Below are 21533 nucleotides of genomic sequence, written 5' to 3'. Positions count from 1 at the left end.
ACCCACCGTGCGCTTAGGCCAACAAACGCTCCCCCGTCACCCCACGGATGGTGGCGGTGAGGATTTGGCCTTCGGGGTGGTCGGTGTCGAAGGCGACTTCGGTGAATTGTTCGGTGCGGCCCATGCGGGGGCCTTCGAGCAGGATGCGGTGGGATTGGCCAAGCTGGGCGGTCAGGTGGCGGGATAGGGCCAGATCGCCTGCGGCGCGCAGGCGGGCGGCGCGGGATTTGATCTCAGGGCCTTGCAGTTGCGGCATGCGGGCGGCGGGGGTGCCTTTGCGAGGGCTAAAGGGGAAGACGTGCAGGAAGGTGAGGTTGCAGTCTGTGACCAGTTTCAGCGAGTTGGTGAACATATCTTCGGTTTCGGTCGGGAAACCTGCGATGATGTCAGCGCCGAAGATCATGTCGGGGCGGAGTTTTTTGGCGTCTTCGCAGAAGCGGATGGCGTCGTCGCGCAGGTGGCGGCGTTTCATGCGTTTCAGGATCATGTCATCGCCTGCTTGAAGCGACAGGTGCAGGTGGGGCATCAGGCGGGGCTCGGTGGCGATGGCCCCCATCAGGGCATCGTCGGCCTCGATGGAGTCGATGGACGAGATCCGCAGGCGGGGCAGGTCGGGCACAAGGCGCAGGATACGCCTCACCAGATCGCCCAAGCGTGGGGTGGCGGGGAGGTCTGCGCCCCATGAGGTGAGATCAACTCCAGTCAGGACGACTTCGTTGAAGCCATTGCCCACGAGGCGTTTGATCTGTTCGATGACGACCCCGGCGGGGACGGACCGGGAATTGCCGCGCCCGTAGGGGATGATGCAGAAGGTGCAGCGGTGGTCGCAGCCGTTTTGCACCTGCACATAGGCGCGGTGGCGACCGAAGCCGTCGATCAGGTGGCCTGCTGTTTCCTTGACCGACATGATGTCGTCGACTTGGACCTTTTCGGTGATGCCGATCAGGTCGGGGGCTTTCAGGCTGGCCCAAGTGGCGGCCTGCATTTTCTCGGTGTTGCCGATGACTTTGGTGACTTCGGCCATAGCGGCGAAGGTTTCGGGCTCGGTTTGTGCGGCGCATCCGGTGACGATGATCTGTGCGCCGGGGTTTTCGCGGGCGAGTTTGCGGATTTCTTGTTTGGCCTTGCGGACGGCTTCGGCGGTGACGGCGCAGGTGTTGACCACCACTGCGCCTTCGATCCCGGCGGCAGCGGCGAGTTCTTTCATCGCCTCGGTTTCATAGGCGTTCAGGCGGCAGCCGAGGGTGGCGAAGATTGGGGCGTTCATAGTGCGGCCAGAAAGGCGGGGGTGAGCGTGCCGTTGAAGATATGCGCGGTGGGGCCGGTCAGCCAGACGCCATCCTCGCGCCAATCGACGTGCAGGGTGCCGCCGTCAGCCTCTACCGTCACCGAGCGCCCGGTGAGGCCGCGCAGATGGGCGGCAACCACGGTGGCGCAGGTGCCGGAACCGCAGGCGAGGGTGACACCAGCGCCACGCTCCCACACCCGCATCCGCAGATGGTCGGGGGCGATGACGCTGGCAAATTCGACATTGGTGCGTTGGGGAAAAAGTTCGTGATGCTCGGTGCCGGGGCCTTCGATGATCAAGTTGACCGCCTCGGCGTCGGCGACGAAGAACACGCAATGCGGGTTGCCCATGCCGACGGCGGCAGGGGTGCCGGGGAGAGGGAGGTGCAGGGTATCAACTGCGTGGGAGAGCGGGATTTCGGACCAATCCAGTTGCGGTTGCCCCATGTTGACGGACACGCGGCCATTGGAGAGGCGCAGGGCGTGAAGAAGCCCGCGCTCGGTGGTGAGGGTGAGGGCGTCGCGATCGAGTTCCTGCATCATGTAATCGGACACACAGCGGGTGGCGTTACCGCAAGCCCCGGCACGGCTGCCGTCGCTGTTCCAGAAATCCAAAGCGAAATCGGCGGTTTGCGAATCGCGAATCTCTGCCAATTGGTCAAAGCCGGTGCCGCGGTGGCGGTCGCCCAGGGCTTGCGCCAGTTTGGCCGTGACAACAGCCTCGCGGCCCCGCGAGTCGATGATGACAAAATCATTTCCGGCACCATGCATCTTCATAAAAGCAATGGCGCTTGGGGTTTTCGGGGCGTTTGCGGCGTTTTCCATCGCCTGCATATACGCCGCAGCGCAGCTTTTTGCCAGAGGCGCGCGTTTTGTCTCTTGACCCTATCCGGCCCGCACCCTAATCAGCGCCACAGTTGTGGGCCGGTAGCTCAGTTGGTAGAGCAGCTGACTTTTAATCAGCGGGTCACAGGTTCGAGTCCCGTCCGGCTCACCACCACAACTAAAGGCCCAACCGGAAACGGTTGGGCCTTTGTCATTTCCGGGTTTTGATGATGTTTTGAGCGCTTGCGAATCGGGCGCGTGGGCTTTGATTTGCAGGGAAAAGCGGCGGCGTCTTTGGCGTATCGGCATTGGTCGCAAATGATCTATCGCGACTCAGGAAGCCGTGTTTATTGAAGCGGCAAGGTGCCATTCGCAAGCATGGAGAATTGGGAAGCCGGTGCAGTGCCGGCGCTGCCCCCGCAACGGTGATGAAACTTAACGTGTGACAGGAGGCCACTGGGGTTTATACTCTGGGAAGGTGTCACACGGGGGCGGTTTGGCCCGGTTTTGCAGCCCGGAAACCAGCCTTGCACTGAGACGACCAGCCCGGCCGGAATGCTCCGGTCCGCCAATGCAACTGTCCCCGCGGGAGGCGTGGACCTACGAGGTGCCAGATGTTGAACCCCGCCGAAATCCACGCTGAATTGGGCGCGCGCCGCAAGGATTATGCGCTGAGCCATGCGCTTTATTGCGATGATGGCGTGTATAACGCCGATCTCGCGCAGATCTTTTACCGTGAGTGGTTGTTTGCAGCGCCTGCTGCTGCGATGCCGAAGGCCGGGGCGTTTCTGACCTTGCAGGTCGGCGCGTATCCGGTGGTGCTGACGCGCGGCAATGACGGGATGATCCGGGCGTTTCACAACGTGTGTCGGCATCGCGGGCAAAGGTTGTGCGCCAAGGAGACGGGTTCGGGGCCGAAGCTGGTCTGTCCGTATCACCAGTGGACCTATGATCTGGACGGTAAGCTGCAATATGCGCGCGACATGCAGGAGGGGTTTGACCCCAGCGCGCATGGTCTGAAGAAGGTGCATTGCGTCGATCTGGGCGGGATGGTGTTTATCTGCCTCGCGCAAGTGCCGCCGGCGATTGCGGAATTGGCGAAGACGGCGATGACCTATCTGGCATCTTCGGGATTGAAGGATACCAAGGTGGCGTTTTCCTCGACCATCGTGGAGAACGGCAACTGGAAGCTGGTGATTGAGAACAACCGTGAGTGCTATCATTGTGGCGGCGCGCATCCGTCTTTGTGCCGGACGTTCTCGGACAATCCGAAAATCGGGGCGATGAATGGGCCGAATGAGGCGAGCGATGAGATCCTCGCGCATTGGACGCGGTGTGAGGCTGCAGGGTTGCCGTCGCGCTTTACCCACGACAAAGCGATGCAGTGGCGGTTGGCGCGGGTGCCGTTGTTGAACAACGCCGAAAGCTACACGATGGACACCAAGGCAGCGGTGGCGAAGCGCTTGGGCACCATGCCGTTCAATGATGCGGGCAGCTTGCTGTTTTACCACTATCCGAACACTTGGAATCACTTCCTGGGCGATCATGCGATCACGTTCCGGGTGCTGCCGATCTCGGCCACTGAGACTCAGGTGACGACAACTTGGCTGGTGCATAAGGATGCGGTCGAGGGCGTGGACTATGATCTGAAAAACCTGACCGACGTGTGGATGCACACCAATGACGAGGATCGTCAGGTGGTGGAGGAAAACCAGAAAGGGATTCTCTCGCCTGCTTACGAGCCGGGACCTTATTCGACGATACAGGAAGAAGGCGTGATCCAGTTTGTCGATTGGTATTGCAAAACCATGACCGAGCGGACGGCCCCCAAGTCTGCGATGGCGGCGGAGTAGATCATGGCGAAGAAAAGCCTGAACTGGGACGTCGCCCCGTGGAATGACAGCCAGATGCTGGAATGCGCGATGGTGGTGCCGGAGAATGACGACACCGCCAGCTTCACCTTTCGCGCGCCGAACGGGGCTTGGTTTGATTACCAGCCGGGGCAATTCATCACGCTGGACCTGCCCGTGGACCCGAAGAAGGGGGCCAAGGGCAACGTGCAGCGGACCTATACGATCTCGTCTTCGCCTTCGCGCCCCCTGTCGATTTCGATCACGGTCAAGGCGCAGAGCACCTCGATTGGCACACGCTGGATGCTGGATCATCTGAAGCCGGGGATGCAGATCAAGGCGTTTGGGCCTGCGGGGATTTTCAGCTTTCACCGCCATCCGGCGCAGAAATATCTGATGATCTCGGCAGGATCGGGCATCACGCCGATGATGTCGATGACGACATGGGCGTGGGATTCGGGGCAGATGCCGGACATTGTGTTCGTCCATGCCGCCAAGCGCCCGTCTGAGATCATTTTCCGCGAGCGGTTGGAGCAGTTTTCCAATCGCGTGCCGGGGTTGCAGTTGCGCTTTACCGTGGAAGAAAGCGATCCGTTCCGGGCATGGCCGGGGTTCCGGGGGCGCTTGAGCCAGATCATGCTAGGCCTGATGGCCCCGGATTATCTGGATCGCGAGGTGTTCTGCTGTGGCCCCGAGCCGTTCATGCAGGCGGTGCGCGAGATGTTGCAGAGCCTTGGCTATGACATGGCGCACTATCATCAGGAAAGCTTTGGGCTGGCGGTGTCGACCGAGGCTGAAGCGCCAGTGCTGGATGATATCTCGCCGGTTGATGGGGCGGTGGCCGAGATCACCTTTGCGGACAGCGGCGTGGTGGCAGCTTGTGGCGAGACCGACACCGTGTTGGCGGTGGCGAAACGGTCGGGGCTGAATATTCCGTCCGGTTGCACCTTTGGGCTGTGCGGGACCTGTAAGGTCAAGAAGCTGTCGGGCGATGTGCATATGGTGCACAACGGCGGGATTTCCGATGAGGATATTGCCGACGGCTATATTCTGGCGTGTTGTTCCAACCCGATGGGCAAGATTTCGGTGGCGGTTTAAGGGGGTTCTTGCCCGATTTGTTCGAAAATAAATCGGGCCGCGCCAGCCCAGACAGGCGCGCCCCGATTTCCATAATCATGGTCTGCTGCATGAATCCGCTTGCTCAACGGCGTTCAGCCTTATGAGCAACGAACCGACAAACTCTGCCCCGCAGAGTTTGTTTTCGGTTCGGGGTCCTCTGCCAAGTCGTTTACTCTTTCGGCTTCCCGCCCAGAAACATCCCCAGCAGCGCCGCCCCCAAAGCTGGCCCGAGCAGGGTGAACAGGCTGGCCTCGGCGTTGTGGGCTTTCAACTCGGCCAGCAGGGCTTGGGCTGCGGGCGATTGCAGCGGGCTGGCGGTGCGCAGTTTGGCGCGGGCCAGCAGGCCGAAGATCAGCGCCAGCACAAGGGCTACACCACCGACCAGCAGGGCCGCGCCTATTGGGCCAAGCAGGTGGGCCAGCCAGATCCAGAGGGCTGCGGCAAAGCCAATCAGCGCGATGATCGCAAACACCCCCGCAGCGGCGAACAGGGCAGAGGCTTGCGCCATCCGCCTTGCGGCGTGGGCCAGCGCCAACCGCGCGGCAAGGCTGAGCAGGCCCAGCATTAGCGCCGCCCCCAGAGCAGGCCCAGCAGCAAGCCGATGCCGCCTGCCAGCGCCAAAGCTTGCCACGGATTGCGGCGGGCGTGGTCGGTGAGGTCTGCCAGTTTCGCCTCGGCGGACTCTCCCACATCGGCCAGCCGTGCCGCACCGTTTTGCCGCAGCGCCTCGGCGCGGGCGGCGAGGCTTGCGCGCAGGGTTTCCGCACTGGTCTGGCTGAGATCGCCCAAGGTTGTCACGATATGCGCGATGTCGTCGCGCAGCGCGGCAATTTGGGATTCGAGCCGGGCAAGGTCTTGATCGGTATCGGGGTTTGACATGGCGTCCTCCTTAGGCTGTGGTTTGGCTGCGGCGGCGGGCGACGACACGCGGCGTGGGCTTGTGGGCATCTGGCACCGGCTTGGGGGTGCCGCGCTGCCAGACGGCATCCATTGCGGCCTCAAGACTGATGACGGCGAAATCGGCACCGATGTCTTCGGCCTCGACTAGCTTTGCTGGCGATACCGCGTTCAGATGCCGCAATCCCGAGGCGCTGTCGGCCAGATCGGCGGGCATTTGCAGGATCACCACCCCGACGCGCAGATGCGGGGCGGCGCGTTTGATGCGGCGGATGTGCAGCAGCGAAGCGCGGGCCGGGCGCGGATCAAGATAGCACAGCAGTAGGCAATCGGCGTTGGCGGTGTCCAAAGCCGCCAGCCGCGAGGGCGCAAGATCAAGATGCGGCGAGAACTGCGCCGCCGCGCCTTCGGTTTGCAGCACCTGCGCCAGCACGGCGGCCGCGACATCATCCAGCGGGGACCGCCCACCGATCACCCGCAAGCGCAGGCCCAGACCGGGCAGGGCGGTGTCTGATGGGGCGTCGCGCTCGGCCTCCATCTCGGCTTGCAGGACTGCGACGACCTCTAGCGCGACGGTGGCGAGGCGATCTTGCTGTTCGGGGGTCAAAACGCCACGTTCGCTGTCGTCTTGCGCCAGCAGCAGGGCGGGGATCATCGTGGTTTGGTGGTAATCGACCACGTCCAGTTCTTCGAGGGCTTCGGTCGCGCCAAAGGTGGCCTCCATCGCATCGCCTGCCAATATGCGTTGGTAGAGTTTGGCATGGGGGGCGAGCACGGGCTCATCGCCGAACAGGATGTCAAAGAGGGCAAATTGGGGGATGTGGCGACCTAGCACGACAAGGCAGACGGTGAGCGGGGTGGAGAGGATCAGGCCGAGCGGGCCCCAGAGGAAGGTCCAGAAGATCGCCGCGACGATGATGGCCAGCGGGCTGACCCCGGTGCGCGAGCCGTAAAGCCAAGGCTCGATCACGTTGGAGGTGATCAACTCGACCGATGTGAACAGCGCACCCGTCCACAGCACGGCGGACCAGTCGGGGGATACGGCGAAGGCGAGGAATAGCGGGAAGGCGGCGGCGAGGACGGAGCCGATGTAGGGCACGAAGCGCAGGATCAGCGTCAACATGCCCCAGAGGGCGGCGTTGGGGACGCCGATGAAATACAGGCCGACACCGATGGGAATGGCGTAGATCACGTTGACCAGAAGTTGCACCAGCAGGTAGTTGGCGACACGGCCGCCTGCCTCCTCCAGCACCTGCGTGGTGCGATACAGGTCGTTGGTGCCAACAAGCCGGATGAAACGGTCGCGCAGGTCTTCGCGTTCCAGCAGCATGAAGATCACCACCACGATGACAAGGCCGATGGTGGCGATGGGGCTAATCAGCGGGATGACCAGATTTTCGAGAAACGCCAAGGCGTTGGAGGATTGAATGACCTCGACCGGCAGAGGTTTATCGACGCCCGTGGGCAGGGCTGCGCCGATTTCGGTGTTGATCGCTGTGATCATGTCGGACAGGCGCGAGGCAAGGCCATGTTCGCCGCCTGTCGCCTTCAGGCCCTCAACCTTATGGATGATGTTGGCCTGAAAGATCGGCAGGTTTTGCGCCAGTTGCGCCAGTTGGCTGGCGACGATGAACGAGAATATGGCGATGGCGCTGAAGGCTAAGGCGACGACCAGAAGCACCGTCCACAGCAGCGGCAGGCCGCGACGGCGCAGGGCGGTGACGAGGGGCGACAGCGCGAAGGTGATCAGCATCGCGATGGCGAGCGGCACGAACACATCTTGGGCGACGAACAGCACCGCAGCGACGCCCACGACGGCGGTCAACTGGCCGATGGTGATGCGCGCGGCACTGCCGGCATGGGAGGGAAGTGGCGTCAGATCAGCCCCAGACATATGTGCCCCTTTGCACAGAATTGGCCAAGCCCAGAGGGGCGGCTGGCGGGCATGTTGTCAAGCCCGTTGGGGGAACGATTGCGGGCGGGATTGGTTCCCGGTTAGACCGAAACTTCGGCGCGCAAGTCTTCGCGGCTGAAATCGGTGCGGGCGCCAGATTTGGCGACGGCCCCGCGGCGCAGGACATAGAAGTGGTCGGCGAGGGTGTAGGCGAAGTCGAAGTATTGCTCGACCAAGATGATCGCCATGTCGCCTTTGCCTTTCAGATATTCGATGACGCGGCCAATTTGCTGGATGATGTTGGGCTGGATGCCTTCGGTCGGCTCGTCCAGCAGCAGGACTTTCGGGCGCATGATCATGGCGCGGGCGATGGCGAGTTGTTGTTGCTGGCCGCCGGAGAGGTCGCCACCGCGGCGGGCGGTCATGTCTTTCAGGACCGGGAACAGGTCGTAGATTTCCTGCGGGATTTTATGCTCGGGCTTGGGCAGCAGGGCGAAGGCGGTTTCCAGGTTTTCTTTGACGGTCAGCAGGGGGAAGATCATCCGGCCTTGCGGGACGACGGCGAGGCCACGCTGGGCCATTTCTTGCGGGCGCAGTTTGCCGAGGGTTTCGCCGTCGAGTTCTACGGAGCCAGCGGAGCGCATATGGGTGCCTGCGAGGGCTTTCAGGAATGAGGTCTTACCGACGCCATTGGTGCCCATGATGCAGGTGACTTCGCCTGCTTTGGCTGCGAAATCAATGCCGTGCAGGATTTGCGATCCGCCGTAGTGCAGGGTCAGGCCTTGGGTTTTGATCATCATCCGCGCCCTAAATAAACGTCAATCACATCTTTGTTTTTGGTCACATGGTCTAAGCTGCCTTCGGCAAGAACCGAACCTTCGTGCAGCACGGTCACGCGGCAATTCAGGCGGCGGACGAATTCCATATCGTGTTCCACCACCACCACGGCGCGGGTCTTGGCGATGTCGACCAGCAGTTCGGTGGTCTTTTCACGCTCCGCCAGCGTCATGCCTGCGGCGGGTTCATCGACCAGCAAAAGGCGGGGTTCTTGCGCCAGCAGCATGGCGATTTCCAGCCATTGCTTTTGACCGTGGCTGAGTTCGCCTGCTTTGCGCGGCAGGTGGTCGGACAGGCCGACTTGCTGCGCGAGTTCTGCGATGCGGGTGTGGTCGGCGGGTTTGCTGCGCCATGCCAGCACGCGCCACGGGCTGCGGGCGGCTTTCAGGGCGAGGGTGAGGTTTTCGGTGACGGTTTGATCCTCGAACACGGTTGGGCGTTGGAATTTGCGGCCCACACCTGCGCGGGCGATTTTGGCTTCGGAAAGTTTCAGCAGCGAGGTCGATTTTTCGCCGAAGGTGACGGTGCCCGCGTTGGGTTTGGTCTTGCCCGTCACGATGTCCATGAAGGTGGATTTGCCAGCGCCATTAGGGCCTATGATGGCGCGCAACTCGGCGGGGCCGATCGAGAAGGTCAGGTTGTTGATGGCGCGGAAGCCATCGAAGCTGACGGTGACGCCGGAGACTTCGAGAAGTTGGCTCATTCGATGGCTTCTTTCTCTTGCAGCGATCCTTGGTCGGGGCCGAGGGGGGCACCTTTGCGGTCGGGGGAATGGAGGCCTGCGAAGTGGTCGAACAAGCCGCCGATGCCTTTGGGGGCGAACAGGGTGACGCAGACGAAGGCGGCCCCGAGCAGGACTTGCCACCAATCGACCCAGTTGATTGTCATGAAGCCCAGCGGGATCGAGGGGGCGCGGCCTCCGGTGAACCAGCTTGACAGCAGCGAGACGACGGCCGCCCCGATGACCGCGCCGTAAAGGCGGCCGCGTCCGCCGATGGCGACCCAGACGGCGAGGTAGATTGAGGCGATGGGGGCGAGTTCGGCGGGGTTGATGATGCCGGCTTGTGGGTAATAGAGCGCGCCTGCGAGGGCGACGATGACGGCGGTGAGGGTGAAGACGAACAGTTTGTAGCCTTCGACCGAGTAGCCAAGGAAGCGCACGCGGGCCTCGTCGTCACGGATGGCGCGGATCACCGAGCCGAATTTGCCGGAGACGATCCAGCTTAGGGTCAGGTAGGCAAGCCCTAGGGCGGCGGCGGAGGCCCAGAAGAACCACAGGCTGATGCTGTCTTGGCTGACGGCATCGAGGCCGGGTAGGTTTTGCAGGCCGGAAAGGCCGTTGTTCCCGCGTAGGCCAGAGTCGTTTTGGAACAGGTAAAGGGCGAGGGCGAGGGTCATCGCTTGGGTCAGGATCGAGAGGTAAACCCCGGTGACGCGAGAGCGGAAGGCGAGCCAGCCGAAGATCAGCGCCAGAAGGCCCGGAAGGGCTACGACGAGGATCAGTTGCAGCGGCAGGCTGTGGGCAAAGCTCCAGATGGTTGGCAGGTCAGAGGCGCCTACGACGCCGAAGATTTGGGAGGCGATGCCTTGCTGGATTTCCTCGGGTGTGGCCGGGAGGCCGGAGTTCATCAGGGAAGCGACGACGATTTCCTCGGTGCGGGCATACATCAGCCACATGCCGATCATGTAACCGCCGAGGGCGAAAAACGCCATGTGGCCGAGGGAGAGGATGCCTGCGTAGCCCCAGATCAGATCCATCGCGAGGGCGGCAAGGCAGAGGCAGAGGGTTTTGCCCAAGGTTTTCACGAAGGAGGTCGAGATCAGGCCAGTGTGGGCGGCGAGGGTCACGAAGATGGTGAAGATCGCGAGGCAGGTGATGAAGATTAGCAGCGACGGGGTGCGGGTGAGGAAAGAGCGGGTCATGGGATTTCCTTCGTCACAGGCTGCATTTGCCGACAAAGCCGGGGGCCAGCCCCCGGACCCCCGGGATATTTGAGCACAGAGGATGAGGTGAAGGGATGTTGCATGATCAATCTCCTGCCGCGCGGCCTTTGAGGGTGATGATGCCTCGGGGGCGGAATTGGATGAACAGGATGATGAACAGGATCATGTAGGTTTGGGCGGCGAGGGTGTTCGAGGGGTTGAAGAACTCGATAAGTTTTTGCAGACCGCCGATCATGGTGGCCCCGGCGAGGGCACCCCAGATATTGCCGACGCCGCCGACCACGACGGTCATGAAGCTTTGCACGATGTAGTCGGTGCCGAGTTCCGAGGTGACTTTGGCGAAGAGGCCGATGGCGACGCCTGCGATGCCTGCGATGCCGGAACCAAGGCCGAAGGTCAGCATGTTGATGCGGTCGGGGTTGATGCCCATGCTTGCGGCCATGGTGGGGTTTTGGGTGACGGCGCGGACCTCAAGGCCAAGGCGGGTGCGTTTCATCAGCCAGAGGAAGAAGGTGAGAAATAGCAAGGCGAGGACGAAGATGGCGATGCGGATGTAGCTGATTGAGACCACATCGTTGAAGCTGAGCGCGCCGTCGAGCCATGCGGGTGAGGTCAGCGGCCGGGCTTGGGTGCCGAAGACGTTTTTCAGGATTTGTTGCAGGGCGATCGAGATGCCAAAGGTTGCCAGAAGGGTTTCTAGGGGGCGTTTGTAGAGGTGGCGGATGATTAAGCGCTCCATCGCGACGCCTGCGGCGAAGGTGACGGCGAAGGCGAGCGGCAGGGCGATCAGGATCGAGGCGGTGTAATTGGGGACGTAGAGTTGCACGACATAGCCGGTATAGGCGCCCATGGTGATGAACTCGCCGTGGGCCATGTTGATCACGCCCATCACGCCGAAGGTGATCGCAAGGCCGATGGCGGCGAGGAAGTATATCGAGGCGAGCGAGAGGCCATCAAGGGCAAGGTCGGCGGCCTGCATGGCGGCGACTTTGTGGCCGATGGATTTGAGCGCGGCACTTGCTGCTGTGGTCACGGCGGGGTCGGGTTCGGTGTAGATGTCGTAGAAATGATGGGCTTTCAGGGCGGCGGCGGCTTCGTCATCGGTGGCGGCTTGCGGGACGGTGCCTGCGGCTTCGAGGGCTGTGTAGGCGCGGTCGCGGGCGGCTTGGGTGTTGAGATCCGCGAGGGGGACGCCACCGACTGCGCCATTGGCGAGGTTGGCGATCAGGGCGGTGCGGGCGGCTGCGATGGTGAGGCGGGCGGGGGCGAGGTTGGCGGATACCAGCAGGTCGTAGGCCTCGGATTCTGTCAGGTCGCGGCCGGGTTTTAACTCGCGGGCGATGTTGGCGGTGGGGGGTGTTGCGGCGGCGAGTTTTGTAGTGGCGAGGAGGGGGTTTAGAGCGCCGCGTAGGTCTAACCCTAGGTCTGCGCCGAAACTGTTGATGGCTTGGATGCGGGCGGCTGAATCGGGGTCAAAGCGCAGGGTGAGCAGGCGTTCGAGGCGCTGTTTTTGGGCCTTCAGGGTGGCGTCGGGTTCGTTGGGGATGGCGGCGCGGAGGGGGGCGAGGGCCTCGGGTTTGGGGTCTTTGGCGATGGAGTCCAACGCGGCGGCGCGTTTGGTGGCGTCGGGGTCCGACAGGGTGAATTGCACCAAGGCGGTGGCGATCATGCCGCGCACGCCTGCGTTGGGTTTGAGTTCCGTGATGTCGGATTTGGCGGCTTGGCCGGCGGCGGCTCCGGTAAGGTCGCGCAGGGCGTAGCCACCTTCGTTGGCGGTGATCAGGAAGAAGATGCCGTCGGATTTGCGGATACCGAGGCCTTTATTGCCCCATGATTCCAGCACTTGCGCGGCTGCGGGATCGCCGCTTGCCCCCAGAGCGTCAATCACTGGGGAGATGGTCTGGCGCGAGGCTTTTTCGACCAAGGCGGCATTGGTGGAGAGGATTTCGGCGGCGGTTTCGGCGCGCAGAGGGGCGGCGCAGAGGAGTGCCAGAAGGCAGGCCAGCAGGAAGCGCATGGGGATTCCGTCTATGGGCAGCAGGGGCGCTGGGAGGAGGGGAGGGGCCGGGTGGCCCCTCCGCGCTTCTTAGTAGTTCGACTTCAACTGCACGCAGGTTTTGGTTTCTTTGTTATACATGCCGCATTTCAGGTCTTTCCAATCGGCTTCCAGCACCGCCGATTCCGGCAGGAAATCGGTCCATGCGTCGCCCGGAACTGGCTCGGTTTGGGAGATAATGTCGAACTGGCCATCGGCGCGAATCTCGCCGATCAGCACGGGTTTGGTCAGGTGGTGGTTCGGCAGCATCTCGGCCACGGTTCCGGTCAGGTTGGGGAATTTCTGACCGATCATCGCATCGGACACGGCATCCACGTCGGTGGTGCCAGCGGCAGTGACCGCGTTTACCCACATGTTGAAGCCGATATAGTGGGCTTCCATCGGGTCATTGGTCGGGCGTTTGTCGTCTTTGATATAGGCGTGCCACTGCTCGATAAAGGCTTTGTTTTCCGGGGTATCGGCGGACATGAAGTAGTTCCACGCGGCGAGGTGGCCGACGAGGTTGGAAGTATCCAGGCCCGCGAGTTCTTCTTCGCCGACCGAAAAGGCGCAGACCGGGAGTTTGTCGGCGGTCACACCAGCGGCGGCGAGTTCTTTGTAGAAGCCGATGTTGGCGTCGCCGTTGATGGTGGAAATCACGCCGACTTTTTTGCCATCGGCACCCAAAGCCACCACGTCACCGACGATTTTCGACCAATCGGAATGGCCGAACGGGGTGTAGTTGACGAAGATATCCTCTTTGGCGATGCCTTTCGAGATCAGGTAAGCCTCAAGAATGTTGTTGGTGGTGCGCGGGTAGACGTAGTCGGTGCCAAGCAGGGCGAATTTTTTGACGCCGAGCTCTTCAAGGTAGTAATCCACCGCCGGGATCGCTTGCTGGTTCGGCGCGGCCCCTGTGTAGAACACGTTTTTCGAGGATTCCTCGCCCTCATACTGCACCGGGTAGAACAGCAGGCCGTTGAGTTCTTCGATCACTGGCAGCACGGATTTGCGCGACACGGAAGTCCAGCAGCCGAACATCACATCGACTTTCGACACGGTCAGCAATTCGCGGGCTTTTTCTGCAAACAGCGGCCAGTCGGAGGCGGGATCGACCACGACGGCTTCGAGTTGTTTGCCCAAAAGGCCGCCCTTGGCGTTCTGCGCCTCGATCAGCATCAGCATGGTGTCTTTGAGGGTGGTTTCCGAAATCGCCATCGTGCCCGACAGCGAATGCAGCACGCCGATCTTGATGGTTTCGCCGGCAGCGAAGGCAATGCGCGGCAGGGCAAGCGAGGCAATGCCGGAAGCTAATAGCGCGCGTCTGGTGAGTTTCATATTATGTCCCCTGTTGGGCCCGCTCTGGCGCTTCCATTCAAGGGAAGAACGTCCATACTAAGAGGGCAGCGTTTGTTGCAAACGTGCGGTGGCGAGGCCGTCCAAAACCAATCGCTGCCGCACACCCTTTGCTTGAGCAGACCCAAGCTTTTGCAGCAAAGGCCGGGGGGGCTTATGCGGCAACGGTCTTGCGCGGGAAGCCGCCTACAAAAGCGGATCGGCTGGGCAGATGCCTGATTTATGGGCGTCACGCGATGCTGCGGCGCAGAAAATGGGCAGGGTTTTGTGGAATCGGCGGCGATCTCCGACGCAAAGCTGAAGGAAACCGACATTTGGTGCCGTGGGGCGGGGTGGACGGCGGCTGCGGTCTGCCTATGCTGCGGGAAAATGGGCAGAGGGGATGGCGATGACGGTTCACGGATTTACCACAGCAGAATTTGCGCCGTTGCGCGCGGCGTTTGAGGATTGTTTTGCGCTGGGTCAGCATGGCGGCTCGGTCGCGGTGGTGCATCGGGGCGAGGTGGTGGCCGAGTTGTGGGGTGGGTCGGCCGATGCGGCAGGCACGCGGGATTGGCAGCAGGATACGTTGGTGAATGTGTGGTCTTGCACCAAGGGCATTGCGGCGGTCGCGATGGCGATGTTGGTGGATCGTGGCTTGGTGTCCTATGACGATCCGATGGCGCGGCACTGGCCGGAATTTGCGGCGGGCGGCAAGGGCGATATTACCGTGGGCGAGGCGTTGTCGCATCAGGGCGGCTTGGACGGGCTTTCGGTGCCGATGGATCTGGCGGGGCTGTATGCGGGCGAGCCTTATGCAGAGGCTCTGGCGGCGATGCCACCGCTGTGGTCGCCGCGCAGTCGGTCGGTGTATCATGCGATCTCGTTGGGGGTGCTGGTGGCGGAGCCTTTGCGGCGGGTTTCGGGGCAGGGGTTTGGGGCGTTTTTGGCGTCGCAGATTGCGGGGCCATTGGGGGCGGATATGTTTGTTGGGTTGCCCGAGGCGGAGGAGGCTCGGGTGGCGGAGGTGATCGAAGGGCCGGGGGTGACGGATGGCATCGCGGAGGTGCTGGCCAGTGCGCATCCGAACGCATGGATCAATCCGACGATCCGCCCGACCGAGCCGAACACGCGGGCTTGGCGGGCGGCGGAGATTCCGGGGGCGAATGGGCAGGCGACGGCGAAGGCTTTGGCGCTGATCTATGGGGATTTGGTGTCGGGCGCGTCCAAGTTGCTGTCGGCGCAGGGTTTGGCGGAGGCAACACAGGTGCGGTTTCAGGGTGTGGATGCGGCGCATGGTGGCGAAGTGGCCTATGGCGCGGGCTTTGGGCTGATGCAGCAGGGCGCACGGTCGGGGAGTTTTGGCCATTCGGGCTGGGGCGGCTGCTTTGGTTTTGCTGATCCGGCGGCGGGGTTTGGCATGGGTTACACTACCAACCACATGCTGGGCTTTGATGATGAGATTGATCCGCGCCGCAAGGTGCTTGTCGAATGTGTTTACCGCGTGCTTGATGGGCTGAACTGAGAGGTTGCCATGCAAAAACCCCGCGCCCGCGCTCTTGGCCTGCCGTTTGCGGGCACCACTGGCCCGCTGAATGCGATCACCGATGTTGCGGGGGTGACGGTGGGGTTTACCACTCTGACCGACCCGGCGCTGAACATGCGGACGGGGGTGACGGCCATTCGTCCCCGCGCCGACAAGGGCGTGCCAGTGCCGATTTGGGCCGGGCATTATGCGCTGAATGGCAATGGTGAGATGACTGGCACGCATTGGATTGACGATGCGGGGTATATGATTGGCCCGGTCTGTATCACCAACACCCATGGCGTGGGGGCGGTGCATCATGGGGTGACGCAGTGGATGATTGAGCATTATGCGGAGTTTTTTGCGCAGGATCACGGCTGGGCGATGCCCGTGGTGGCCGAGACTTATGACGGGGTGTTGAACGATATCAATGCGCTGCGTGTCACGCCTGATCATGCGGTGGCGGCGCTGTGGGCGGCGAAGGGCGGCGCTGTGCACGAAGGCTCGGTAGGCGGTGGCAATGGCATGATTGCCTATCAGTTCAAGGCGGGGACGGGGACAGCCTCACGCGTGGTTGAGATTGGCGGGCAGGGCTACACGATGGGCTGTCTGGTGCAGGCCAATCACGGGCGCAGGTCGGATTTTCAGGTGTTGGGGCGGATGGTGGGCCAGTTGATACCGGAAGGGGTGTTTGACCGGGGCTTGCCGCAGAAGGAAATGGGCTCGATCATCGTGGTGCTTATCACCGATGCGCCACTATCAGGGCTGTCGCTGCGGCAAGTGGCGAAGCGCGCGGCTTTGGGGATCGGGCGCGGTGGTACGCCGGGCGGCAATTCTTCGGGCGATATTTTTCTTGCCTTGTCGGTGGCCAATCCGGGGCCGATGCCGCAGCGGGCGGGGACGGTGCTGAGCAAGATGGAAGTGAACGGCGAGGCGATTGATCCGCTGTATATGGCGGCGGTGCAAGCGGTGGAGGAGGCGGTGGTCAATGCCATTGTCGCGGGCGAGGATGTGGCGACGTTTAAGCCCAAGGGCCACATTGTGCCGGGTATCGACACAACAAGATTGGCTGCGCTGTTCTGATGTTTGATCTGGTGATCTTTGACTGCGACGGGGTGCTGATTGATAGCGAGATCATCTCGGCGCAGATGCTGATCGACGCGCTGGCCGAACGCGGCGTGCAGATTGATCTGGCCTACGTGGCGCGGCATTTTCTGGGGCGCAGTTATCCGACTGTGATGAACACCATCCGCGAGCAGTTCAATCTGACGCTGCCGCCGGACTTCGAGGAAGAGTATCGCGCGCGCCTGTTAGAGCGGTTTGAGCGGGATCTGAAGGTCATGCCGGGGGTGGCGGAGGTGATTGCGGAGATGGGCGTACCCTATTGCATCGCGACCTCGTCCAGCCCGATGCGGGCGGCGCGGTCGTTGAACATGGTGGGGTTGGGGCATTTGGCGGGGCCAAAGCTGTTCACCTCGACGCTGGTGGCGCGGGGCAAACCTGCGCCGGATTTGTTCCTTTATGCGGCGCGCGCGATGGCGGCGGACCCGGCGCGCTGTTTGGTGATTGAGGACAGTTTGACGGGTATTCGCGCAGGGCTGGCGGCGGGTATGGTGGTGTGGCGGTTTACGGGGGGCAGTCATCTGAAGGATCGCGCCTTGGACGAGCCTGAGGATGCGCGCCCACACAACAGGTTTGCATCCTTCGCCGCGTTCTACGACATTGCGCCGGAATTGAAGGGGCGAACATGAGCCGGACCGAACCAGAACCGACGCTGAACGATGAAGCTGCCCGCGCGGGCTGGCTGTATTATGTCGGCGGGTTGACGCAGGACCAGATCGCGACCGAGTTGGGGGTTTCGCGCCAGCGCGCGCAACGTCTGGTCAGCCGGGCGATGGCCGAAGGCTTGATCAATGTACGGCTGAACCATCCGATTGGGGCGTGCTTGGATCTGGAGGCCGAGCTGACCCGGCGCTTCGGTCTGCTGCGCTGCCGGGTGGCGCCCAGTCTTGGGCCGGGGGCCGACGGGGTGCGGGCGATCGGGCCAGCGGCGGCGGCGGAGTTGGAGCGATTTTTGCGGATGGCAGCGCCCTCGGTGATCGGTCTGGGCACCGGGCGGGCGATGCGCGGCATGGTCGATGCGGTCTCGCCGATGGATGCCGACCAGCACCGTCTGGTGTCGCTGATCGGCAATATCGCGCCGGATGGATCGGCGTCGTTCTTCGACGTGGTGATGCGGATTTCGGACAAGGTGCGCGCGCCGCACTACCCAATGCTGGTGCCGGTTATCAGCCCGACGCCGCAGGAAAACGCGGCGTTTCATGCTTTGGGTCCGGTGAAAAAGGTGGTCGATCTGGCGCAAGCGGCGGATGTGGTTTTTGTCGGCGTCGGCCAGATGAGCAATGACGCGCCGCTGCTCAAGGATGGATTCGTCACGCGCGCCGAGCTGGACGAGATGCAGGCGGCGGGGGCGGTGGGGGAAGTCGCCGGTTGGGTGTTCGACTCAAAGGGTGTTTACCTTGATGTCGGCACCAATACACGCACAGGTGGAGTTCGAGTCGCGCCTGGGTTGGATAGGCCATCCATCGGAATTGCTGCGGGTGCATCGAAGGTTCCGGCGATTGCGGGAGCATTGAAGTCCCGCATTATCAACGGCTTGGTTACAGATGAGCCGACCGCGCGGGCGTTGCTAAACCGCCTATAATCTTTGCAGATGCGGCGGAAAATGGGGCTTGACGGATTACACCTTTCTGTGAGCATTTACTCAGTAAGCGATGAAATGCTCAATCGCTGATCTGGGAGGATACCAATGAACATGACGCTTCGCGCGCTGCTTGGCGCGACGGCTCTGCTTACCCTTGCGGGTCTTGCATCGGCCGAAACCACGATCACTGTCGCCACCGTGAACAACGGCGACATGATCCGTATGCAAGGGCTGATGGACGATTTCTACGCCAAGAACCCCGACATCAAAGTCGAGTGGGTCACGCTGGAAGAAAACGTCCTGCGCCAGAAAGTCACCACCGACATCGCCACCAAAGGCGGTCAGTTCGACGTGTTGACCATCGGCACCTATGAAGTTCCGATCTGGGGCAAATCGGGCTGGCTGGTCAGCTTGAACGATCTGCCGGAAGCTTGGGACAAAGCCGACCTGCTGCCCGCAATCGCTGGCGGTCTGACGGTGGATGGCGAGCTTTACGCCGCACCGTTCTACGGCGAATCTTCGATGGTGATGTATCGCAAAGACCTGATGGAAGCCGCTGGCCTGACTATGCCGGATGCGCCAACTTGGGCTGATATCGACAAAGCGGCCGCAGCGATGACCGACAAGTCGAAAGAGCAGTATGGCATTTGTCTGCGTGGCAAAGCCGGCTGGGGTGAGAACATGGCTTTCCTGACTGCAATGTCGAATTCGTTCGGCGCCAAGTGGTTCGATATGGATTGGAAGCCGCAGTTCGACCAAAAGCCTTGGGCTGATACCTTGGCCTTCTATCTGCACCTGATGAACGATTACGGCCCGCCCGGTGCATCCAACAACGGCTTTAACGAAAACCTCGCGCTGACCCAGCAAGGTCATTGCGGCATGTGGATCGACGCCACCGTTGCGGCATCGTTTGTAACCGGTAAAGACAGCACCGTTGCGGACAAAATGGGCTTCGCTTTGGCACCTGATAATGGTCTGGGCAAGCGCGGCAACTGGCTGTGGGCTTGGTCTTTGGCCATTCCGGCTGGTTCGGCGAAAGTCGATGCCGCCAAGGCCTTTGTGGCTTGGGCGACCTCGAAGGAATACACCGAACTGGTAGCCTCGAAAGAAGGCTGGGCCAACGTGCCTCCGGGAACCCGCACCTCGCTTTATGCGAATGCGGAATACCAAAAGGTGCCATTCGCCAAGATGACGTTGGACAGCATCAACTCGGCTGACCCGACCCATCCGACCGTCGATCCGGTGCCTTATGTTGGCGTGCAATTCGTCGCTATCCCGGAGTTTGCGGGCATTGCGACCGAAGTCGGCCAGCAGTTCTCGGCAGCGCTTGCAGGCACCACCACGGCGGCTGACGCCTTGGCTGCGGCTCAAGAGTTGACCACGACGGAAATGACCAAAGCCGGTTACATCAAGTAACCAGCGACGAGGGCGGGGCTGCATCTCCCAAGGGTGGCCCCGCTTTTCCGCGCTAGGCTCTGCTTGCAAGCAGCCAGCCGCACCTGACGCACAAGTCGCTTCAAGACGACCGCGCCCTTTCCCAAAATTTGCAACGGAGGAGGTTCAACATGGCCACCCAGCATTCGCGTATTGCCGCACGCTTCATGGTCGCGCCGTCGGTCGTGCTGTTGTTTCTGTGGATGATCGTGCCGCTTGTCACCACGATCTACTTCAGCTTTCTGGACTATAAATTGCTGGTGCCGAAACCATCAACTTGGGCCGGATTTGACAATTATTACTACTTCCTGACCGACCGCACCTTCCTGGCCTCGATCCTGCATACACTGGCCATCGTGCTGGGGGTTTTGTTCATCACTGTGGTGGGCGGCATCCTGCTGGCGCTGCTGATGAACATGCCATTCTGGGGCCAAGGCATTGTGCGGGTTTTGGTGATCGCGCCGTTCTTCGTGATGCCCACCGTGTCGGCGCTGGTCTGGAAAAACATGTTCATGAACCCGGTGAATGGCATGTTTGCCCATATCGCCAAAGGGTTGGGGCTGCAGCCGTTTGATTTCTTGTCCCAAGCCCCGCTGCTCTCGATCATCGGCATCGTGGCCTGGCAGTGGCTGCCGTTTGCGACGCTGATCCTGCTGACCTCGTTGCAATCCTTGGATGGCGAGCAGCAAGAGGCCGCTGAGATGGATGGCGCAAGCGTGCTGAGCCGGTTTTTCTACCTGACCGTGCCGCATCTGACCCGCGCTGTGACGGTGGTGATCCTGATCCAAACCATCTTCCTGCTTGCGGTGTTTGCCGAGATTTTCGTCACCACCAGCGGCGGTCCGGGCACGGCGACCACGACGATTTCCTACCTCGTCTACATCCAGTCGCTGGTCAAATACGACGTCGGCGCTGGCTCTGCAGGCGGCATTATCGCGGTCATTCTGGCCAATATCGTTGCCTTCTTCGCGATGCGAATGATTGGCAAGAACCTGGACGCGTGAGGAAAAATCATGGCACGCAGCACAACAACCAATAGCAAAGTGATCGTTACCATCGGGGCATGGCTGGTTGGTTTTCTGATCTTCTTCCCGATCCTGTGGATCTTCCTGATGAGTTTCCACACCGAGGGCGACGCGATCAAATCGCCGTTCGCGATGTTGGCCTCGCCTTGGACAACCGAAGCCTATCAGGCGGTGCAGACCCAGAACAGCTACGGTAAGTTCTTTATGAACTCGGTGGTGATCTCGGTCGGCTCCACGGTTCTGGCGCTGATCATCGGCATCCCTGCGGCTTGGTCGATGGCCTTTGTTCCCGGCAAAAAGACCAAAGATCTGCTGATGTGGATGCTGTCGACGAAGATGATGCCAGCAGTTGGCGTGTTGATCCCGATGTATCTGGGCTTCAAGGTGACGGGCCTCTTGGACACCCGCACCGGGTTGGTCGCCATCGGAACCCTGATCAACCTGCCGATTGTGATCTGGATGCTGTACACCTACTTCAAGGAAATCCCCGGTGAAATCCTTGAGGCGGCGCGGATGGATGGCGCAAGCCTGACCTCGGAAATCATCCATGTGCTGACCCCAATGGCGCTGCCCGGTATCGCCTCGACGCTGCTGCTCAACGTCATCCTGTCGTGGAATGAAGCGTTCTGGTCGCTGCAACTGACCACTTCGGATGCGGCACCACTGACGCAGTTTATCGCCAGCTTCTCGGCTCCCGAGGGTCTGTTCTACGCAAAACTTTCGGCGGCCTCGACCATGGCCATCGCTCCAATCCTGATCATGGGCTGGTTCAGCCAGAAACAATTGGTCCGCGGCCTGACCTTCGGCGCGGTGAAGTGAGGA

19 protein-coding genes, 1 tRNA gene and 1 riboswitch are annotated in these 21533 nt (G+C 61.6%); of the genes, 10 read left to right on the top strand and 10 right to left on the bottom strand.

The annotated features are described in order from the left end of the window. Window positions 1-13: 13 nt before the first annotated feature. Complete coding sequence (gene mtaB, locus AKV04_RS20210) at window positions 14-1267, bottom strand: tRNA (N(6)-L-threonylcarbamoyladenosine(37)-C(2))-methylthiotransferase MtaB (RefSeq protein ID WP_054008200.1); 1254 nt, start codon at window positions 1265-1267, stop codon at window positions 14-16. Continuing rightward, window positions 1264-2121, bottom strand: coding sequence for a diaminopimelate epimerase (gene dapF / locus AKV04_RS20205; protein ID WP_162232919.1), 858 nt, complete (start codon window positions 2119-2121; stop codon window positions 1264-1266). The genes mtaB and dapF overlap by 4 nt, the downstream gene beginning before the upstream one ends. An 87-nt stretch (window positions 2122-2208) precedes the next feature. Here dapF and AKV04_RS20200 point away from each other — a divergent pair. The 3 genes from AKV04_RS20200 (at window position 2209) to AKV04_RS20190 (ending at window position 5060) form a co-directional block, all read left to right on the top strand. Further along, a tRNA-Lys gene (locus tag AKV04_RS20200) sits at window positions 2209-2284 on the top strand. A gap of 172 nt (window positions 2285-2456) precedes the next feature. Beyond that, a riboswitch (cobalamin riboswitch) is annotated at window positions 2457-2656 on the top strand. A 70-nt stretch (window positions 2657-2726) separates the two neighbouring features. Next, window positions 2727-3965 carry an aromatic ring-hydroxylating oxygenase subunit alpha gene (locus AKV04_RS20195; protein ID WP_054008199.1) on the top strand — a complete coding sequence of 413 codons (1239 nt, stop codon included), beginning with the start codon at window positions 2727-2729 and terminating at the stop codon, window positions 3963-3965. A 3-nt stretch (window positions 3966-3968) separates the two neighbouring features. Beyond that, a complete protein-coding gene (locus AKV04_RS20190) occupies window positions 3969-5060 on the top strand; it encodes a hybrid-cluster NAD(P)-dependent oxidoreductase (RefSeq protein WP_054008198.1) in 1092 nt (363 codons plus the stop codon). 190 nt (window positions 5061-5250) lie between these two features. Here AKV04_RS20190 and AKV04_RS20185 read toward each other — a convergent pair whose 3' ends face one another. The 8 genes from AKV04_RS20185 to urtA all read right to left on the bottom strand — a co-directional run bounded on the left by AKV04_RS20185 (window position 5251) and on the right by urtA (window position 14026). Next, window positions 5251-5646 (bottom strand): phage holin family protein, encoded by a 396-nt coding sequence (locus AKV04_RS20185; RefSeq protein WP_054008197.1) that lies wholly within the window; start codon window positions 5644-5646, stop codon window positions 5251-5253. Further along, window positions 5646-5960 carry a glycine zipper domain-containing protein gene (locus AKV04_RS20180; protein ID WP_054008196.1) on the bottom strand — a complete coding sequence of 105 codons (315 nt, stop codon included), beginning with the start codon at window positions 5958-5960 and terminating at the stop codon, window positions 5646-5648. Before AKV04_RS20180 ends, AKV04_RS20185 begins: the two co-directional genes overlap by 1 nt. Before the next feature lie 10 nt (window positions 5961-5970). Beyond that, a complete protein-coding gene (locus AKV04_RS20175; protein WP_054008195.1) occupies window positions 5971-7872 on the bottom strand; it encodes an AI-2E family transporter in 1902 nt (633 codons plus the stop codon). A gap of 101 nt (window positions 7873-7973) precedes the next feature. Further along, window positions 7974-8672 (bottom strand): urea ABC transporter ATP-binding subunit UrtE, encoded by a 699-nt coding sequence (gene urtE, locus AKV04_RS20170; RefSeq protein ID WP_054008194.1) that lies wholly within the window; start codon window positions 8670-8672, stop codon window positions 7974-7976. Continuing rightward, complete coding sequence (urtD, locus tag AKV04_RS20165; RefSeq protein ID WP_054008193.1) at window positions 8669-9412, bottom strand: urea ABC transporter ATP-binding protein UrtD; 744 nt, start codon at window positions 9410-9412, stop codon at window positions 8669-8671. Before urtD ends, urtE begins: the two co-directional genes overlap by 4 nt. Beyond that, window positions 9409-10632 (bottom strand): urea ABC transporter permease subunit UrtC, encoded by a 1224-nt coding sequence (gene urtC / locus AKV04_RS20160; protein WP_054008192.1) that lies wholly within the window; start codon window positions 10630-10632, stop codon window positions 9409-9411. Before urtC ends, urtD begins: the two co-directional genes overlap by 4 nt. Window positions 10633-10738: 106 nt before the next feature. Beyond that, window positions 10739-12670 carry an urea ABC transporter permease subunit UrtB gene (gene urtB / locus AKV04_RS20155; RefSeq protein ID WP_054008191.1) on the bottom strand — a complete coding sequence of 644 codons (1932 nt, stop codon included), beginning with the start codon at window positions 12668-12670 and terminating at the stop codon, window positions 10739-10741. A gap of 69 nt (window positions 12671-12739) precedes the next feature. After that, window positions 12740-14026, bottom strand: coding sequence for an urea ABC transporter substrate-binding protein (gene urtA, locus AKV04_RS20150; protein WP_054008190.1), 1287 nt, complete (start codon window positions 14024-14026; stop codon window positions 12740-12742). 406 nt (window positions 14027-14432) lie between these two features. Between urtA and AKV04_RS20145 the strand changes: the two genes are divergently transcribed. The 7 genes from AKV04_RS20145 to AKV04_RS20115 all read left to right on the top strand — a co-directional run bounded on the left by AKV04_RS20145 (window position 14433) and on the right by AKV04_RS20115 (window position 21530). After that, a complete protein-coding gene (locus AKV04_RS20145; protein ID WP_054008509.1) occupies window positions 14433-15548 on the top strand; it encodes a serine hydrolase domain-containing protein in 1116 nt (371 codons plus the stop codon). Window positions 15549-15557: 9 nt separating this feature from the next. Continuing rightward, on the top strand, window positions 15558-16631 hold the full coding sequence (locus AKV04_RS20140; protein ID WP_054008189.1) for a DmpA family aminopeptidase: 1074 nt from the start codon (window positions 15558-15560) through the stop codon (window positions 16629-16631). Beyond that, on the top strand, window positions 16631-17299 hold the full coding sequence (locus tag AKV04_RS20135) for an HAD family hydrolase (RefSeq protein ID WP_054008188.1): 669 nt from the start codon (window positions 16631-16633) through the stop codon (window positions 17297-17299). Before AKV04_RS20140 ends, AKV04_RS20135 begins: the two co-directional genes overlap by 1 nt. Continuing rightward, window positions 17296-18252, top strand: coding sequence for a sugar-binding transcriptional regulator (locus AKV04_RS20130; protein WP_054008187.1), 957 nt, complete (start codon window positions 17296-17298; stop codon window positions 18250-18252). The genes AKV04_RS20135 and AKV04_RS20130 overlap by 4 nt, the downstream gene beginning before the upstream one ends. 105 nt (window positions 18253-18357) lie before the next feature. Continuing rightward, window positions 18358-19668 carry an ABC transporter substrate-binding protein gene (locus AKV04_RS20125; protein WP_054008186.1) on the top strand — a complete coding sequence of 437 codons (1311 nt, stop codon included), beginning with the start codon at window positions 18358-18360 and terminating at the stop codon, window positions 19666-19668. Between the two features lie 149 nt (window positions 19669-19817). Further along, window positions 19818-20690, top strand: coding sequence for a carbohydrate ABC transporter permease (locus AKV04_RS20120; RefSeq protein WP_054008185.1), 873 nt, complete (start codon window positions 19818-19820; stop codon window positions 20688-20690). 9 nt (window positions 20691-20699) lie between these two features. Beyond that, the gene (locus tag AKV04_RS20115; protein ID WP_054008184.1) at window positions 20700-21530 is read left to right on the top strand and encodes a carbohydrate ABC transporter permease; all 831 of its coding nucleotides are present in this window, start codon (window positions 20700-20702) and stop codon (window positions 21528-21530) included. The last annotated feature ends 3 nt before the right edge of the window (window positions 21531-21533 follow it).

The organism is Cypionkella psychrotolerans (genome assembly GCF_001294535.1).
Classification (GTDB): Bacteria; Pseudomonadota; Alphaproteobacteria; order Rhodobacterales; family Rhodobacteraceae; genus Cypionkella; species Cypionkella psychrotolerans.
This window is presented reverse-complemented; position numbering and strand designations above follow the sequence as displayed.